Below are 13,590 nucleotides of genomic sequence, written 5' to 3' on the forward strand. Positions count from 1 at the left end.
CATGGGCTGCGGTAGTGGGAAAAATGTAAGATATGTTAACCGAGCGGAACGTTCCACTGGTGCGCGGCGACGTAATCCCGCAGGAAGGCGACGAAACTTTCGGCTGCCGGCGACAGCGCCCGGGCGTTGCGCGTGTAGACAAAAAAACGACGCGTGAGCTCTGGATCGACCAGTTCGCGCATCCGCAACCCATACAGTTCCACCATTTTTTCCGCGTACGGCAGGCAGACGGTGATCCCCAGCCGCGCGTGCACCATCGCCAGCGCGGTGGTCATGAAGGTCACCTCGTTGTAGGGATTGAGCGATAGCTCGCGGAACGACACATGCATGTCCCGCAGCAGCCGCTCGGTGAACTGTCCTTGCAGGGAAATGAAAGGGAAGTCGTTGATGTCGGCCCAGGTGATGCGCTCGCGCGACTCCAGCGCGTGGCCGGGCGGGAACACCACCACGAACGGCATCTCGAACAGTTGCTGCGCCTCGATCTCGGCGTTGGCGTCGCGCTCCGGGCCGATGCCAAAGTCGGCTTCGCCGCTGAACACGCGCGCCGACACCTGCTCGACCGGGCTGTCGGCCAGCCGCACCTGCACGTCCGGATAGCGCGCGGAATAGGCGGCGATGGCCTCGGGCAGCAAGGTACACGACAGCATCTGCGGCGCGGCGATGCGCACGATCCCTTGCTTGAGCGCCTTTCTGCTGGCGATGTCGGCCATCGCCCGGTCCAGGTCCTGCAGCATCTTCTCGAACAACGGCGTCAGCTCGCGTCCCAGCTCCGACAACTGCGTCTTGCGCGTGGTACGCTCGACGACACGCACGCCGAGCATCTGCTCGAGCTCCTTGATCTGGCCGCTAAGCGCCGATTGCGTCAGGTTGAGGTGGTCCGCCGCCAGGGTAAAACTGCCGGTTTTGGCCAGCGCCACCAGGGCGCGCATTTGTCGCAAACTTGGATTCATGGCAAAACCTGATAAATCACGAGAAAAATACTGTTTGTATGATATCTGAGATTCGCATCTAATGTCGAAAGACTAGAAATGGAGGCAGGGATGAAGATCAAACGAATTCACCACGTCGCGTACCGCTGCCGGGACGCGAAGGAAACCGTCGAGTGGTACGTCAAGCACCTGAACATGGACTTCGTGCTGGCCATCGCCGAGGATGAAGTACCGTCGACCAAAGCGCCGGACCCGTATATGCACGTCTTCCTCGACGCCGGCCAGGGCAACGTGCTGGCGTTCTTCGAGCTGCCGACGCAGGCGCCGATGGACCGCGACCACAATACGCCGGCCTGGGTGCAGCATCTGGCGATGGAGGTCGACAGCATGGACGACCTGCTGGCCGCCAAGGAGCGGCTGATCGCCGGCGGCATCGACGTCATCGGCCCGGTCAACCACACCATCTTCAAATCGATCTACTTCTTCGACCCCAACGGCCACCGTCTCGAATTGGCGGTCAACACCGGCACCCCCGACATGATGCAAAAGCTCGACGCCGTCAAATGGGAGATGCTCGAGGAGTGGTCCAAAACGCGCAAGGCGCCCAAGCACGCGGCGTGGATGCACGCGCCGGCGGACGTCACCCCGGGAGAACCGGCATGAAGCTCGCCACATTGAAGGACGACAGCCGCGATGGCCGTCTGGTCGTGGTCAGCCGCGACCTGTCCCACTATCAGCTGGTGCCGAAAATCTCGGCCACGCTGCAGCATGCGCTGGACCATTGGGAACTGGTCAAGGACCGGCTGGAAGCGGTGTACACCCTGCTCAACGCCGGCGACTCCGTCGACGCCAAGCCGTTCGACCAGCAAGCCTGCCACTCGCCGCTGCCGCGCGCCTATCAATGGGCGGACGGCTCCGCATACATCAACCACGTAGAGCTGGTGCGCAAGGCGCGCAACGCCGAAGTGCCGGCGTCGTTCTACACCGACCCGTTGATGTACCAGGGCGGTTCGGACAGCTTCATCGGCCCGAGCGACCCGATCTACGCGCTGTCGGAGGATTGGGGTATCGATCTGGAGGCCGAGGTGGCCGTCATCACCGGCGACGTGCCGATGGGCGTGAGCGTGGCCGATGCCGGCCAGGCGATCCGCCTCGTCATGCTGGTCAACGACGTCTCGCTGCGCAACCTGATTCCGAATGAACTGGCCAAGGGCTTCGGCTTCTTCCAGTCCAAGGCGGCCAGCGCGTTCTCGCCGGTGGCGGTGACGCCGGATGAATTGGGCCTCAACTGGGCCGACAGCAAACTGCATTTACCGCTGCTGGTCGACATCAACGGCAAGCCGTTCGGCAAACCGAATGCGGGCGAGGACATGACCTTCAACTTCGCGCAGCTCGTGGCGCACGCCGCCGCCACGCGTGAGATGGCGGCCGGCAGCATCATCGGCTCCGGCACCGTTTCCAACAAGCAGGGTGGCCTCAATGGATCGAGCATCGACAACGGCGGCGTCGGATACTGCTGCCTTGCCGAGGTGCGCATGTACGAAACCATCGAGACCGGCAAGCCGCAGACCGGCTACCTGAAATTCGGCGACAGCGTGCGGATCGAGATGCTCGACGAACAGGGCGCCAGCATCTTCGGCGTGATCGAGCAGACCGTCGTGCATTACGGGGAGCGGAGGCGATGAAGCTTTATACCTACTTCCGCAGCTCCGCCGCCTACCGCGTGCGGATCGCCCTCAATCTCAAGGGATTGGCATACGAGGCGCAGCCGGTGCATCTGCTGCGCGACGGCGGCCAGCATCTGGCCGAGGCGTATCGCGCGGTCAATCCGTCCGCGCTGCTGCCAACCTTGGAGGACGACGACGGCGCCGTCATCGGCCAGTCGCTGGCGATACTGGAATATCTGGAGGAGACGCGGCCGCAAACGCCGTTGCTGCCGGCCGATCCGGCGGGCCGCGCCCGCGTGCGCGCGCTGGCGTTGACGGTGGTGGCCGATACGCATCCGCTGGGGAATCTGCGGGTGCTCAAGTACATCAAGGGCGAGATGGGCTTGACCGAGGAGGTCAAGCTGGAATGGCATCGTCACTGGCTGCGCAGCGGACTGGCGACGTTGGAAGCGCTGCTGGCCGGGGATGCGCGCACGGGCGTCTATTCGCATGGCGATACGCCGACGCTGGCCGACTGCTGCCTGGTGCCGCAAGTGTTCAACGCCCAGCGGTTCGAGGTCGATACGGCGCCTTATCCCACGGTCATGCGGATCAGCGCCGCCTGCGCCGCGCTGCCCGCGTTCCAGCAAGCGCACCCGGCGCAGCAACCCGACGCCGAGTAGTGAGTCGCGGGTCGGAACAATATATGCGTCGTCGGCGGCGCGTGCATGGCGGATTACGCTTCGCTAATCCGCCCTACGTGTTTCCGTAGCGGATAAGCGGCCCGGGAATGTCGATCAAATCCGGAGGAGCCGCCGATGGCCACGTGTTTGCGCGGCGAAATGCGGCCCGGGAATGTCGATCAAATCTGTGGGGACACGTAGGGCGGATTAGGCGGAACGCCGTAATCGGCCATGTGTAAGCCGGCGACAGCCCATGCACGACCACCACCTCAAGCCGCCCGCAATGCATCGACGATCTTCATGCGCGCCGCCCGCAGCGCGGGCAGCACCCCGCCGATAAACCCCATCGCCAGCGAAAACACCAGCGTCTTGACGACGATATCGGCCGTCAGCCGAAACCCGAACGCCAACTCCGAGAACGACTGAAAATTCGTGGTCGAGAACGAAATGAACCGCATCAGCGAAGCACACCCCAGCCCCAACACGCCGCCCACCACCGCCAGCAGCATCGACTCCGCCAAAAACGCCGCCAGGATACTGCGCCGCTGAAACCCCAGCGCCCGCAGCGTGCCGATCTCGCCAACCCGGTTGGCAACCGACGCATACATGGTGATCGTCGCCCCGATCATGGCGCCGATCGAAAAAATCACCGACAAGATCAACCCCAGCACGCTGATGAAGGTCGACAGCGCCTTCGACTGGTCGGCATAAAAGGTCTGCTCCCGCTTGGCGTCGAGCGTCAGACGCTGGTCGCCTTCGATATCCTTCTTGAAGCCATCGAACAGCGACGTGTCGGCCAAGCGCAGCACGACCGCCGAATAGGCGACCCGCCGGAACGCCGGCATCAACTGATCGGCGTCGCCCCACACCTCCGAATCGAAGCCGCTGTTCCCCGCGTCGAACAAGCCCACGACCGTCCATTCGCGCTGGCCGAAGCGCAGCGTCTCGCCGATGCCGGCGCCGGAGAAGCGGCGCGCGATGCTGGCGCCGGCGATGATCTCGGATGCGCCGGGCCGGAACATCCGCCCGGCCGTCAGCTTCACTTGCGGCCGCAGCGCCAGTCCACGGGCCCCGATGCCCCGGATGATGACGTTCGACGGCTTGGCCGAGCCGCGTTTGTTGAGCGATATAAGCACCACCGTCTCCCGCGACAGCAAGGGCTGGCCGTCGGCGCCAAGCGCGATGGAAGGGTGGCTGGAGACGATGCTGGCCTGCCCCCGTTCGACGCTGCTTTGCACCTCGGTGTCGGCGCTGCGCCGTATCAGCACCACGTTGTCGTATTCGCCGGTGGTCACCAGCGTGTTGCGCAAGCCTTCATCGAGCATCAGCACCGTCGCGAACACGAACACCACCAGCGCCAGTCCAGCGGCGGTCAGCGCCGTGGTCAGGCGGCGGGCCCACAGGTTGCGGGCGACGTAGAAGAGTGGAATCTTCATCGCATCGTCATCCTATGCTCCGCAATCCCTCGACGATATTGACGCGGGCCGCCCGCAGGGTCGGCGCGATGGCCGCGACCAGGCCGATCGCCAGCGCCGCGAGGATTTGCTGGAGCACGGTCAATCGCGTCACCTCAAACACCGGGAACATCGTTCCCATCACGCTCCCCAGGAAGGCGGCAAACGGAAACAGGATGACGATCCCCAGCGCCGCGCCGAACAGCGACAGCAACAGCGATTCGCCCAGTATCATCGCCGTCAGGAAGCCGGGGCCGAAGCCCAGCGCCTTGAGCGTGGCGTATTCGCCCAGGCGTTCGCGCGCGCTCATGGCCATCGTGTTGGCCATCACCGCCGCGATGATGACGATCACGACGAACGACACCACGCGGATCGCCATGACGATCGCCTCCGACATCGAGACGAAGCCGAGTTGAAACGCTTTCTCCGTCTCGGTCAGCGTCTCGGCCAGCGAATTGCTGAATTCCTTGTCGATCGCCGCCGAGATGGCGGCCGCGTTTTCCGGTTCGTCGATGCGCACCACGTACACGCCGATCTGGTTGGCGCGCCGGGGCAGGGTCTTCTTGAGCGACTCGTTCACGTAGTCCCAGTGGAGGAACAGGGTCGCCGTGTTGGTGGTGCTTTGCCGGCCGTCGAAGATGCCGCGCACGACCAGCTCCCAGTCTCCCGGATAAATCGTGCCTTTGAGCGGAATGACATCGCCGACCTTGAAGCCGAATTGGTCCGCCAGCTTGCGGCCGACGAGGGCGCCCTTGCGGTCGCGCAGGAAGGCCGCTCGCTGGTCGGGCGGCAGCAGGTAGTCGGGGTAGATCTCCAGATAGCTCTCGCCGGAGATGGCAAACTGCGCGAAAAAGTTTTTCGGGTCCTTGTAGGTCCCCTGGAACCAGTTGGCGTAGCCGACGCCGGTCACGCCGGGTACGGCGCGTATGCGCGCCTCGTACGACAGCGGCAGCGGAAACACCAGCGACGTCTTGTTGCGCGTGACCAGCGTTGTGTTGGACGCGCCTTCCGCCCCGGCGTACCAGGCGTCGATGACCGTTTGCAGCAGGCCGAAGGCGAAGATCGCCACCACCAGGCCGAGTATCGTCAACGACGTGCGCAGCTTGTGGCGCAGGGAGTTTTTGACGATCAGCCGCAGGGTGTACATGGTGGCGTCCTGGCGATTGAAGTCGGTTTCATGCGCGCTGCGGTTCGTCGGCGAGCAGTTCGCCTTTTTCCAGGTGCACCACGTTGCGCGCCTGCGCCGCCGCATGGGCGTCGTGCGTGACCATGATGATGGTCTTGCCCAGTTGCTGGTTCAATTGCTGGAGCAGCGACAGGATCTCGGCGGCCGACTGGCGGTCAAGGTCGCCGGTGGGCTCGTCGGCCACGATCAGGGTCGGATCGCTGACGATGGCGCGCGCGATCGCCACGCGCTGCTGCTGCCCGCCGGACAGCTCGTTCGGCGTGTGGTCCATGCGGTCCGCCAGGCTGACCATCTCCAGGGTCAGCGCCACTCTCTCGCGCCGCTCTCGGCGGGACAAGGGCGTGAGCAGCAGCGGCAGCTCGACGTTCTCGAACGCCGTCAGCACCGGCATCAGGTTATAAAACTGGAAGATGAAGCCGACGTTGGCCGCGCGCCAGCCGGCCAGCTCAGTCTCGCCCATGGCGGCGATATCGAGGCCGGCGATCCGCAGCACGCCGCTATCGGGCTTGTCGATGCCGGCGATCAGATTGAGCAGCGTGCTTTTGCCCGAGCCCGAGGGCCCCATCAGCGCGGTGAAGGCGCCGGACGGTATCGCCAGGCTGATATCGCGCAGCACCTCCACCACCTGATCCCCTCGGCGATAGGACTTCACCAGATGTTCGATCAGCACGAGCGGCGCGGTCATTTCTTCGCCACTTTGACGGCTTGGCCATCCTGCAGCTTGTCGTCCGGCGCCAGCACCACCTTGTCGCCCGGCTTCAGGCCTTTGATTTCGACCAGTTCCCCGATCTTGCGGCCCGGGGTGACGGCAACGCGGCGGACCTTGCCGCCATCGGCGTCGAGCAGGAATGCAAACTGCGCCGCCGGCGTGCCGCCGCGCGTGACGATCGCCGCCGGCTGCACGGCGGTCACCGGCAGTTTGTCCCGCTGCGGCACCGGCTGCGAGAGGAAGGCGACTTTGGCGCTCATGTCCGGCAGCACGCGCGGGTCGCGCTCCTCGAACCGCACCTTGACCAGCAAGGTCGCCTTGCTGCGGTCCATGGTCGGCACCATGCGCGAGACGGTGCCGGCCAGCCGCAATTCCGGAAAAGCGTCGAGCAGGATTTCTGCCGGCTGGTCGACGCGGATTTTGCTCAGGTTCGATTCGGAGACATCGGCCTCCACCTCCAGCGTGTCCATATCGGCGATGGTGACCACCGCGCCCTTGCTGTCCGCAGCGGAGGAGAAGGGCGTGATGTTATCGCCGACGTTGGCGCTTTTGGTCAGGATCACGCCGTCAAACGGCGCGCGGATCACCGTCTGGTCCACCGCCACCTGCGCCGCCTGCGCGTTGGCGCGCGCCGCCGCGATGGCGGCCTGGTAACCGGAGATGCTGGCCTTGGCCTTATTCAGGCGCGCCTGCGCCGTATCGTAGGCCGAGGCGGCGATGAATTTCTGGTTCAGCAGTTCCGCCGCGCGCTGGAACGCCGACTGCGCATCCTGCAACTCGGCCTGGCCCTGTTCCAGATTGGCCTGCGCGACCTTGACGTTGGCCTGCGCCTGTCCCAGCGCCGCCGCCACGTCCCGGCTCTCCAGCCGCGCGATCACCTCGTCCTTCTTGACGTGCGAGCCTTCCAGCACGCCCAGCCACTCCAGCCGGCCGGTGGCCTTGGACGACAGTGCGGCCTTGCGCTGCGCCACCACGTAACCGGTGGCGTTGAGCAAGGTGTAGTTCTGCGCCGGATAAGTCTGCGCGACCGCGACCACCTCCACGGCCGGCTTGCCGGCGAACACGCTCATGGCGGCGGCCGCCACCAGTGCCAGGGCCAGTACCAGCAGCACCATCCTGCCCCAGCGGCGGCGCTTCGGGCGCGACCCGGGTGTCGGCGCCTTGGCCTCGCGGTCAATCTTTAGACGGGAAATATCGGGAGTCGCCAATTGGTAGCCTCAGCTCAAGTTCCATAAGTCGGCCATTGCCAACTTCGCCATCAAATAGTGGGGCAAGCGCGATTGAATCGCAAGCGGCAGGCGTATCTGTGTGTTCCGGTACATACTGCAAGCTTACTGCTGTGACAGCATGGCCTTTTTCAATTGTTCGGAGCTTTATGACCACCATGCCGCGCGCCCAGCGCCCGCCAGCCTCCGTCGATGCGGCCACGCTTGCCTTGCTGAACGCATTGCAGAAGGACTCGTTCGACTACTTCGTCAACGAGGTCAACCCCGCCAATGGCCTGATCCGCGACAAGACCGCCGAGGTGTGGCCGGCCAGCATCGCCGCCGTCGGCATGGCGCTGACTTGCTATCCGATCGGCGTCGAACAAGGCTTCATGGGGCGTGCCGACGCCGTGGTCCGCACCTTGACCACCCTGCGGTTTTTCGCCAACAGCGAGCAGAGCGAATCGCCGCGCGCCACCGGCTACAAGGGCTTCTACTATCACTTCATCGACATGAACAGCGGCGCGCGCGCGTGGCAATGCGAGCTGTCGAGTATCGACACGGCGCTGTTGATCGCAGGCATGTTGACGGCGGCCGAATATTTCGTGGAGGATACGCCCGAGGAAAACGAAATCCGCGCGCTGGCTGACATGCTGTACCGCCGCGTCGACTGGCAGTGGATGCGCGGGCGCGACAATCTGATCTGCCACGGCTGGAACCCGGAAAGCGGCTTTCTGCGCTGGCACTGGGAAGGGTATGACGAGGCGCTGATCCTCTACGTACTGGCGTTGGGCTCGCCCACTTTCCCCGTGGAACGGGACAGCTACGACGCCTGGAGCCGGACCTACGAATGGAAGACGGTGTACGGCATCGACTATCTGTATGCCGGGCCGCTGTTCATCCATCAGATGTCGCACGTGTGGCTGGATCTGCGCGGCATCCGCGATGATTTCATGCGCGCGCACGATTCGGACTACTTCGAGAACAGCCGGCGCGCCACTTACGTGCAGCAACAATATGCCATCCAGAATCCGCTCGGCTTTCCGGAGTATGGGGCGTTGTGCTGGGGTATCACCGCCAGCGATGGGCCCGGGCCCGTCACGCGCCGCATTGATGGCGTGCAGCGCAAGTTCTGGGACTACGTCGCGCGCGGCGTGCCGTACGGGCCGGATGACGGCACGTTGGCGCCATGGGCGGTGGCCGCGTCGCTGCCGTTCGCGCCGGAAATCGTCATGCCCAGCATCATCCACTACCAGGGCATGCAGTTGTGCGAGGCAAATCCCTATGGATTCAAAGCCTCGTTCTCGACCGTGTTTTCGCACGGCCGGGTTGCATGCCAGCACTGGGTATCGCCATACCACTTCGGCATTAACGAAGGGCCGACGGTGATCATGGTGGAAAACTATCTGCACGATTTCCCCTGGAACATCATGCGCGGCAATACCTACCTGCAAACGGGGTTGCGCCGCGCCGGATTCGCCGGCGGCTGGCTGGACGAGGAGGCACGTAGGGCGGATTAGGCGGAACGCCGTAATCGGCCATGCATGCGCCATCGATGCGCATGCATGGCCGATTACGCTGCGCTAATCCGCCCTACGGTCTTACGGTATACTTCCGCCTTTCCCGCCCCCGCTACTATTAGTATGACGATCCCCGCTCCCATCCTTGATGCGCTGTCGCGCGCCGATGCCTCATGGCGCCCGTTGCTGATCGACGGACTCAACGCGATGCAGGCCGCCACGCCCGGCTACCTCGCCCAGCTGGCCGACGACCTCTATCTGCCGACCGAACAACGCCTGTTCGCCGCCTTCGCGCTGCCGCTCGACCAAGTACGCTATGTATTAGTAGGGGAGGGACCCTACCCGCGCGAGGACAGCGCCACCGGCGTCTGCTTCATGGACGGCGCCGTCGGCAGCCTGTGGTCGAACGAAGAGGGCGGCGGGCTGTCCAAGCCTGTCAACAAGGCCACGTCGCTGCGCAACTTCATGAAGATGCTGCTGGTGGCCGATGGGCAACTAACACTGGCCGACACCGGCGGCGCGGCGATGGCGGCGGTTTCCGCCCTTGCCCGCAGCGGAAGCGGCACCCATATTCAAACCCTGGCCGAGATGCAGAAGAAGCTGACCGAACAGGGTTTCCTGCTGTTGAATGCCTCGCTGGTGTTCCGCAGCCATGTGCCGCCGGTCAAGGATGCGAAAGCCTGGCTGCCGTTCTTCGAGACGGTCATGGCCGGTCTGGCGGCCAAGGCGCCGGCCAAGCCGACAATGATTCTATGGGGGAAAATCGCGGAGTTGCTGAAAAAGTTGCCGGTAATGAAAGATTTCCCGCAGATCACGGCCGAGCATCCGTACAACCTCAGCTTCATCGGCAACCCGGACATGCACGCGCTGTTCGAGCCGATGAGCTTGCTAAAAGGCAAGTAGAAGGTAATCAAGACCGAGGGGCCGAGGGGCCTCCCGGCAAACTTTCATAAAGTTTGGTATACTTGACTAAATCGATCAACTAATCAGGCTTTCGTTGAGCAGTCGGGTCGATATTTTAACCTAGCTGAACCGAGGTAGTGATGCGTCTGACCACCAAAGGCCGTTTTGCTGTGACTGCGATGATCGATCTGGCTTTGCGCCAAGGCAAAGGCCCGGTCACGCTCTCGGGCATCAGCCAGCGGCAGGCGATCTCGCTGTCGTATCTGGAACAGCTGTTCGGCAAATTGCGCCGCCACGAAATCGTCGAATCGATCCGCGGCCCGGGCGGCGGCTACAGCCTGGCGCGCCGGGCCGACAAGGTCACGGTGGCCGACATCATCATCGCCGTCGACGAGCCGCTGGACGCGACCCAATGCGGCGGCAAGGAAAATTGCCACGGCGCCGACGCCGCCAGCGGCGTGCGCTGCATGACCCACGAACTGTGGGCCACGCTGAATGAAAAGATGGTTGATTATCTGGATTCCGTTTCGTTGCAGGATCTGGTCGATCAACAGAAGCAAAAGAATGCTGAACAAAACGTGGTCGTGATGCACCGTAACCACGCCGCGCTTGGTTGAGCGCTTTAGCTACTAATATAGACAGAGAAAACCGGAGTTACCAGATGAACGCCCCAGAAAAAAACCTCGCCGCAGTGAAGTTCCAGACCGCCCCGCATTTCCCGATCTACATGGACTACTCGGCCACCACGCCGATCGATCCGCGCGTCGCCGACGCCATGATTCCTTACCTGCGCGAGCAGTTCGGCAATCCAGCTTCGCGCAGCCACATGTACGGCTGGACGGCTGAGAAGGCGGTCGAAGAGGCGCGCGGCCACGTCGCCGCCCTGGTCAACGCCGACCCGCGCGAAATCATCTGGACCTCCGGCGCCACCGAGTCGAACAACCTCGCCATCAAGGGCGCGGCGCAGTTCTACAAGACCAAGGGCAAGCACATCATCACCGTCAAGACCGAGCACAAGGCGGTGCTGGACACGGTGCGCGAACTGGAGCGCGTCGGCTTCGAGGCGACCTACCTGGAACCGCAGGACAACGGCCTGATCACCATCGAGCAGCTGACCGCCGCGATCCGTCCGGACACGATCCTGGTGTCGGTCATGCTGGTCAACAACGAAATCGGCGTCATCCAGCCGATCGACGAGATCGGCACCCTGTGCCGCTCGAAGGGCATCATCTTCCATTGCGACGCCGCGCAAGCGACCGGCAAGATCGTCATCGACCTGCAAAAAACCAAGGTCGACCTGATGACCTTCACCGCCCACAAGACCTACGGTCCGAAAGGCATCGGCGCGCTGTACGTCTGCCGCAAGCCGCGCGTGCGCATCGAAGCGCAAATGCATGGCGGCGGTCACGAGCGCGGCCTGCGTTCGGGCACCTTGCCGACCCACCAGATCGTCGGCATGGGCGAAGCGTTCCGCCTGGCCAAGGTCGAGATGGACAGCGAAATCGCGCGCATCAAGTCGCTGCGCGACCGCCTGGCCAACGGCCTGCAAGAGATCGAAGAGACCTACATCAACGGCGACATGGAGCACCGCGTGCCGCACAACCTCAACGTCAGCTTCAACTACGTCGAGGGCGAATCGCTGATCATGGCCGTCAAGGACCTGGCCGTGTCGTCGGGTTCCGCTTGCACGTCGGCCTCGCTGGAGCCGTCGTACGTGCTGCGCGCGCTGGGCCGCAGCGACGAGCTGGCGCACAGCTCCATCCGTTTCACCATCGGCCGTTTCACGACGGAAGAGGATATCGACTTCGCCATAGACCTGATGAAGTCCAAGGTACACAAACTGCGTGAACTGTCGCCGCTGTGGGACATGTTCAAAGAAGGCATCGACATCAGCTCGATCCAATGGGCAGCCCACTAATTTTAAGATTACAGGAGCATCAAAATGGCTTACTCGGAAAAAGTGTTGGACCACTACGAAAACCCACGCAACGTCGGCGCCTTCGAAAAGGGCGATGACAGCGTCGGTACCGGCATGGTCGGCGCGCCGGCCTGCGGCGACGTCATGAAACTGCAGATCAAGGTCGGCGCCGATGGCCTGATCGAAGACGCGAAATTCAAGACCTACGGCTGCGGTTCGGCCATCGCATCGAGCTCGCTGGTGACCGAATGGGTCAAGGGCAAAACGCTGGATCAGGCGCTGGCCATCAAGAACACCCAGATCGCCGAAGAACTGGCGCTGCCGCCGGTGAAGATCCACTGCTCGATCCTGGCGGAAGACGCGATCAAGGCAGCTGTTCTGGATTACCAGACCAAGCACCCGGTCGCAGCTTAAATCGGCTTCATAGCACTGTTTTACAGCGGCGCGCGGATGAAAGTCCGCCGCCGTTACGGAGAACCACATGGCAATCACCCTGACCGAAAAAGCAGCTAAGCACATCAACCGCTACATCGAGCGTCGCGGCAAGGGCGTCGGCTTGCGTTTTGGCGTGCGCACCACCGGCTGTTCGGGCCTGGCGTACAAGCTTGAGTATGTCGACGAAGTGGCGGACGAGGACAGCGTCTTCGAATCGCACGGCGTCAAAGTGTTCGTCGATCCGAAAAGCCTGCCGTACATCGACGGCACGGAACTCGATTTCGCGCGCGAGGGGCTGAACGAAGGCTTCAAGTTCCACAACCCGAACGAAAAAGACGCATGCGGTTGCGGCGAGAGCTTCCGCATCTGATAACACATGCAAAACCACTTTGAGCTGTTCAATCTGCCGCAGAAGTTCGCCGTCGACACCGGGGCGCTCGACAGCGCCTACCGCGACGTGCAAAGCCGGGTCCACCCCGACAAGTTCGTCAACGCGACCGACGCCGAAAAGCGCGTCGCGATGCAATGGGCCACGCGCGCCAACGAAGCCTACCAGACCCTGAAAAATCCGCAGAAGCGCGCGCAGTACATGTGCGAGCTGCACGGCGTCGATTTACAGACCGAGTCCAACACGGCGATGCCGATGGCCTTCCTGATGCAGCAGATGGAATGGCGCGAAGAGCTGGGCGACGCCCGCGCCGGCAAGGACGCCGACGCGCTCGAAGCGCTCGACAAGCAACTGCGCGCCGCGCGCAAAGAGCGCCTGGCCGAGATCGAGCAGCAGATCGACGCCGACGACTACGAGCAAGCCGCGCAAGGCGTGCGCGCGCTGATGTTCCTCGAAAAATTCAAAGACGAAATAGAACACAGCTTCTCAGCGATCGAAGACAACTAACAAAACTCCGGGGTCAGGTCCTCCATTGCTACACGAACGCTGCCGTAAGGGCCGTTAGTGCCGAGGCCGTGTAGCAATGGAGGACCTGACCCCGGATTAAAGGCTTG

The 13,590-nt window shown here is 63.2% G+C and carries 15 protein-coding genes; 10 read left to right on the top strand and 5 right to left on the bottom strand.

Annotated features, from left to right (window positions below; genetic code table 11):
- Positions 1-35 precede the first annotated feature (35 nt).
- Positions 36-950, bottom strand: coding sequence for a LysR family transcriptional regulator (locus NHH88_10990; GenBank protein ID USX16273.1), 915 nt, complete (start codon positions 948-950; stop codon positions 36-38).
- Positions 951-1,040: 90 nt separating this feature from the next.
- Between NHH88_10990 and NHH88_10995 the strand changes: the two genes are divergently transcribed.
- The 3 genes from NHH88_10995 to maiA are packed head-to-tail and all read left to right on the top strand — an operon-like array spanning position 1,041 to position 3,258.
- On the top strand, positions 1,041-1,592 hold the full coding sequence (locus NHH88_10995) for a VOC family protein (protein USX16274.1): 552 nt from the start codon (positions 1,041-1,043) through the stop codon (positions 1,590-1,592).
- Positions 1,589-2,614 (top strand): fumarylacetoacetate hydrolase family protein, encoded by a 1,026-nt coding sequence (locus NHH88_11000; protein ID USX16275.1) that lies wholly within the window; start codon positions 1,589-1,591, stop codon positions 2,612-2,614. The genes NHH88_10995 and NHH88_11000 overlap by 4 nt, the downstream gene beginning before the upstream one ends.
- Positions 2,611-3,258, top strand: coding sequence for a maleylacetoacetate isomerase (maiA, locus tag NHH88_11005; GenBank protein ID USX16276.1), 648 nt, complete (start codon positions 2,611-2,613; stop codon positions 3,256-3,258). The genes NHH88_11000 and maiA overlap by 4 nt, the downstream gene beginning before the upstream one ends.
- 269 nt (positions 3,259-3,527) lie before the next feature.
- Here the strand turns inward: maiA and NHH88_11010 are convergent, their stop codons facing one another.
- Genes NHH88_11010 through NHH88_11025 form a run of 4 tightly spaced genes read right to left on the bottom strand, consistent with a single transcriptional unit; the run spans position 3,528 to position 7,815 of the window.
- On the bottom strand, positions 3,528-4,694 hold the full coding sequence (locus NHH88_11010) for an ABC transporter permease (protein USX16277.1): 1,167 nt from the start codon (positions 4,692-4,694) through the stop codon (positions 3,528-3,530).
- 7 nt (positions 4,695-4,701) lie between these two features.
- Positions 4,702-5,859 (bottom strand): ABC transporter permease, encoded by a 1,158-nt coding sequence (locus NHH88_11015; GenBank protein ID USX16278.1) that lies wholly within the window; start codon positions 5,857-5,859, stop codon positions 4,702-4,704.
- A gap of 28 nt (positions 5,860-5,887) precedes the next feature.
- On the bottom strand, positions 5,888-6,583 hold the full coding sequence (locus NHH88_11020; GenBank protein ID USX16279.1) for an ABC transporter ATP-binding protein: 696 nt from the start codon (positions 6,581-6,583) through the stop codon (positions 5,888-5,890).
- Entirely contained in the window at positions 6,580-7,815 is a 1,236-nt protein-coding gene (locus tag NHH88_11025; GenBank protein ID USX16280.1) for an efflux RND transporter periplasmic adaptor subunit, read from the bottom strand. Before NHH88_11025 ends, NHH88_11020 begins: the two co-directional genes overlap by 4 nt.
- 167 nt (positions 7,816-7,982) lie before the next feature.
- On the opposite strand from NHH88_11025, the gene NHH88_11030 reads away from it, so the two are divergent.
- The 7 genes from NHH88_11030 to hscB all read left to right on the top strand — a co-directional run bounded on the left by NHH88_11030 (position 7,983) and on the right by hscB (position 13,483).
- Positions 7,983-9,332 (top strand): hypothetical protein, encoded by a 1,350-nt coding sequence (locus NHH88_11030; protein ID USX16281.1) that lies wholly within the window; start codon positions 7,983-7,985, stop codon positions 9,330-9,332.
- Positions 9,333-9,455: 123 nt separating this feature from the next.
- Positions 9,456-10,235 (top strand): uracil-DNA glycosylase, encoded by a 780-nt coding sequence (locus NHH88_11035; protein ID USX16282.1) that lies wholly within the window; start codon positions 9,456-9,458, stop codon positions 10,233-10,235.
- Positions 10,236-10,375: 140 nt separating this feature from the next.
- Positions 10,376-10,852, top strand: coding sequence for a Fe-S cluster assembly transcriptional regulator IscR (gene iscR / locus NHH88_11040; protein USX16283.1), 477 nt, complete (start codon positions 10,376-10,378; stop codon positions 10,850-10,852).
- A gap of 44 nt (positions 10,853-10,896) precedes the next feature.
- Positions 10,897-12,153 carry an IscS subfamily cysteine desulfurase gene (locus NHH88_11045; GenBank protein USX16284.1) on the top strand — a complete coding sequence of 419 codons (1,257 nt, stop codon included), beginning with the start codon at positions 10,897-10,899 and terminating at the stop codon, positions 12,151-12,153.
- Positions 12,154-12,177: 24 nt separating this feature from the next.
- Positions 12,178-12,567: a Fe-S cluster assembly scaffold IscU gene (gene iscU, locus NHH88_11050; GenBank protein USX16285.1), complete on the top strand. Its 390-nt coding sequence runs from the start codon at positions 12,178-12,180 to the stop codon at positions 12,565-12,567.
- A 67-nt stretch (positions 12,568-12,634) separates the two neighbouring features.
- Positions 12,635-12,958 carry an iron-sulfur cluster assembly protein IscA gene (gene iscA, locus NHH88_11055; GenBank protein USX16286.1) on the top strand — a complete coding sequence of 108 codons (324 nt, stop codon included), beginning with the start codon at positions 12,635-12,637 and terminating at the stop codon, positions 12,956-12,958.
- A gap of 6 nt (positions 12,959-12,964) precedes the next feature.
- A complete protein-coding gene (hscB, locus tag NHH88_11060; protein ID USX16287.1) occupies positions 12,965-13,483 on the top strand; it encodes a Fe-S protein assembly co-chaperone HscB in 519 nt (172 codons plus the stop codon).
- The last annotated feature ends 107 nt before the right edge of the window (positions 13,484-13,590 follow it).

The sequence above is a fragment of the Oxalobacteraceae bacterium OTU3CAMAD1 genome (assembly GCA_024123915.1).
In the GTDB taxonomy this organism is placed as follows: Bacteria; Pseudomonadota; Gammaproteobacteria; order Burkholderiales; family Burkholderiaceae_D; genus Rugamonas.

Coding starts and splice junctions, on each gene's coding strand:
- hscB (USX16287.1), top strand. CDS start 12,965: ATGCAAAACCACTTTGAGCTGTTCAATCTGCCGCAGAAGTTCGCCGTC.
- iscA (USX16286.1), top strand. CDS start 12,635: ATGGCAATCACCCTGACCGAAAAAGCAGCTAAGCACATCAACCGCTAC.
- NHH88_11045 (USX16284.1), top strand. CDS start 10,897: ATGAACGCCCCAGAAAAAAACCTCGCCGCAGTGAAGTTCCAGACCGCC.
- iscU (USX16285.1), top strand. CDS start 12,178: ATGGCTTACTCGGAAAAAGTGTTGGACCACTACGAAAACCCACGCAAC.
- NHH88_11030 (USX16281.1), top strand. CDS start 7,983: ATGACCACCATGCCGCGCGCCCAGCGCCCGCCAGCCTCCGTCGATGCG.
- maiA (USX16276.1), top strand. CDS start 2,611: ATGAAGCTTTATACCTACTTCCGCAGCTCCGCCGCCTACCGCGTGCGG.
- NHH88_10995 (USX16274.1), top strand. CDS start 1,041: ATGAAGATCAAACGAATTCACCACGTCGCGTACCGCTGCCGGGACGCG.
- iscR (USX16283.1), top strand. CDS start 10,376: ATGCGTCTGACCACCAAAGGCCGTTTTGCTGTGACTGCGATGATCGAT.
- NHH88_11015 (USX16278.1), bottom strand. CDS start 5,859: ATGTACACCCTGCGGCTGATCGTCAAAAACTCCCTGCGCCACAAGCTG.
- NHH88_11010 (USX16277.1), bottom strand. CDS start 4,694: ATGAAGATTCCACTCTTCTACGTCGCCCGCAACCTGTGGGCCCGCCGC.
- NHH88_11020 (USX16279.1), bottom strand. CDS start 6,583: ATGACCGCGCCGCTCGTGCTGATCGAACATCTGGTGAAGTCCTATCGC.
- NHH88_10990 (USX16273.1), bottom strand. CDS start 950: ATGAATCCAAGTTTGCGACAAATGCGCGCCCTGGTGGCGCTGGCCAAA.
- NHH88_11035 (USX16282.1), top strand. CDS start 9,456: ATGACGATCCCCGCTCCCATCCTTGATGCGCTGTCGCGCGCCGATGCC.
- NHH88_11000 (USX16275.1), top strand. CDS start 1,589: ATGAAGCTCGCCACATTGAAGGACGACAGCCGCGATGGCCGTCTGGTC.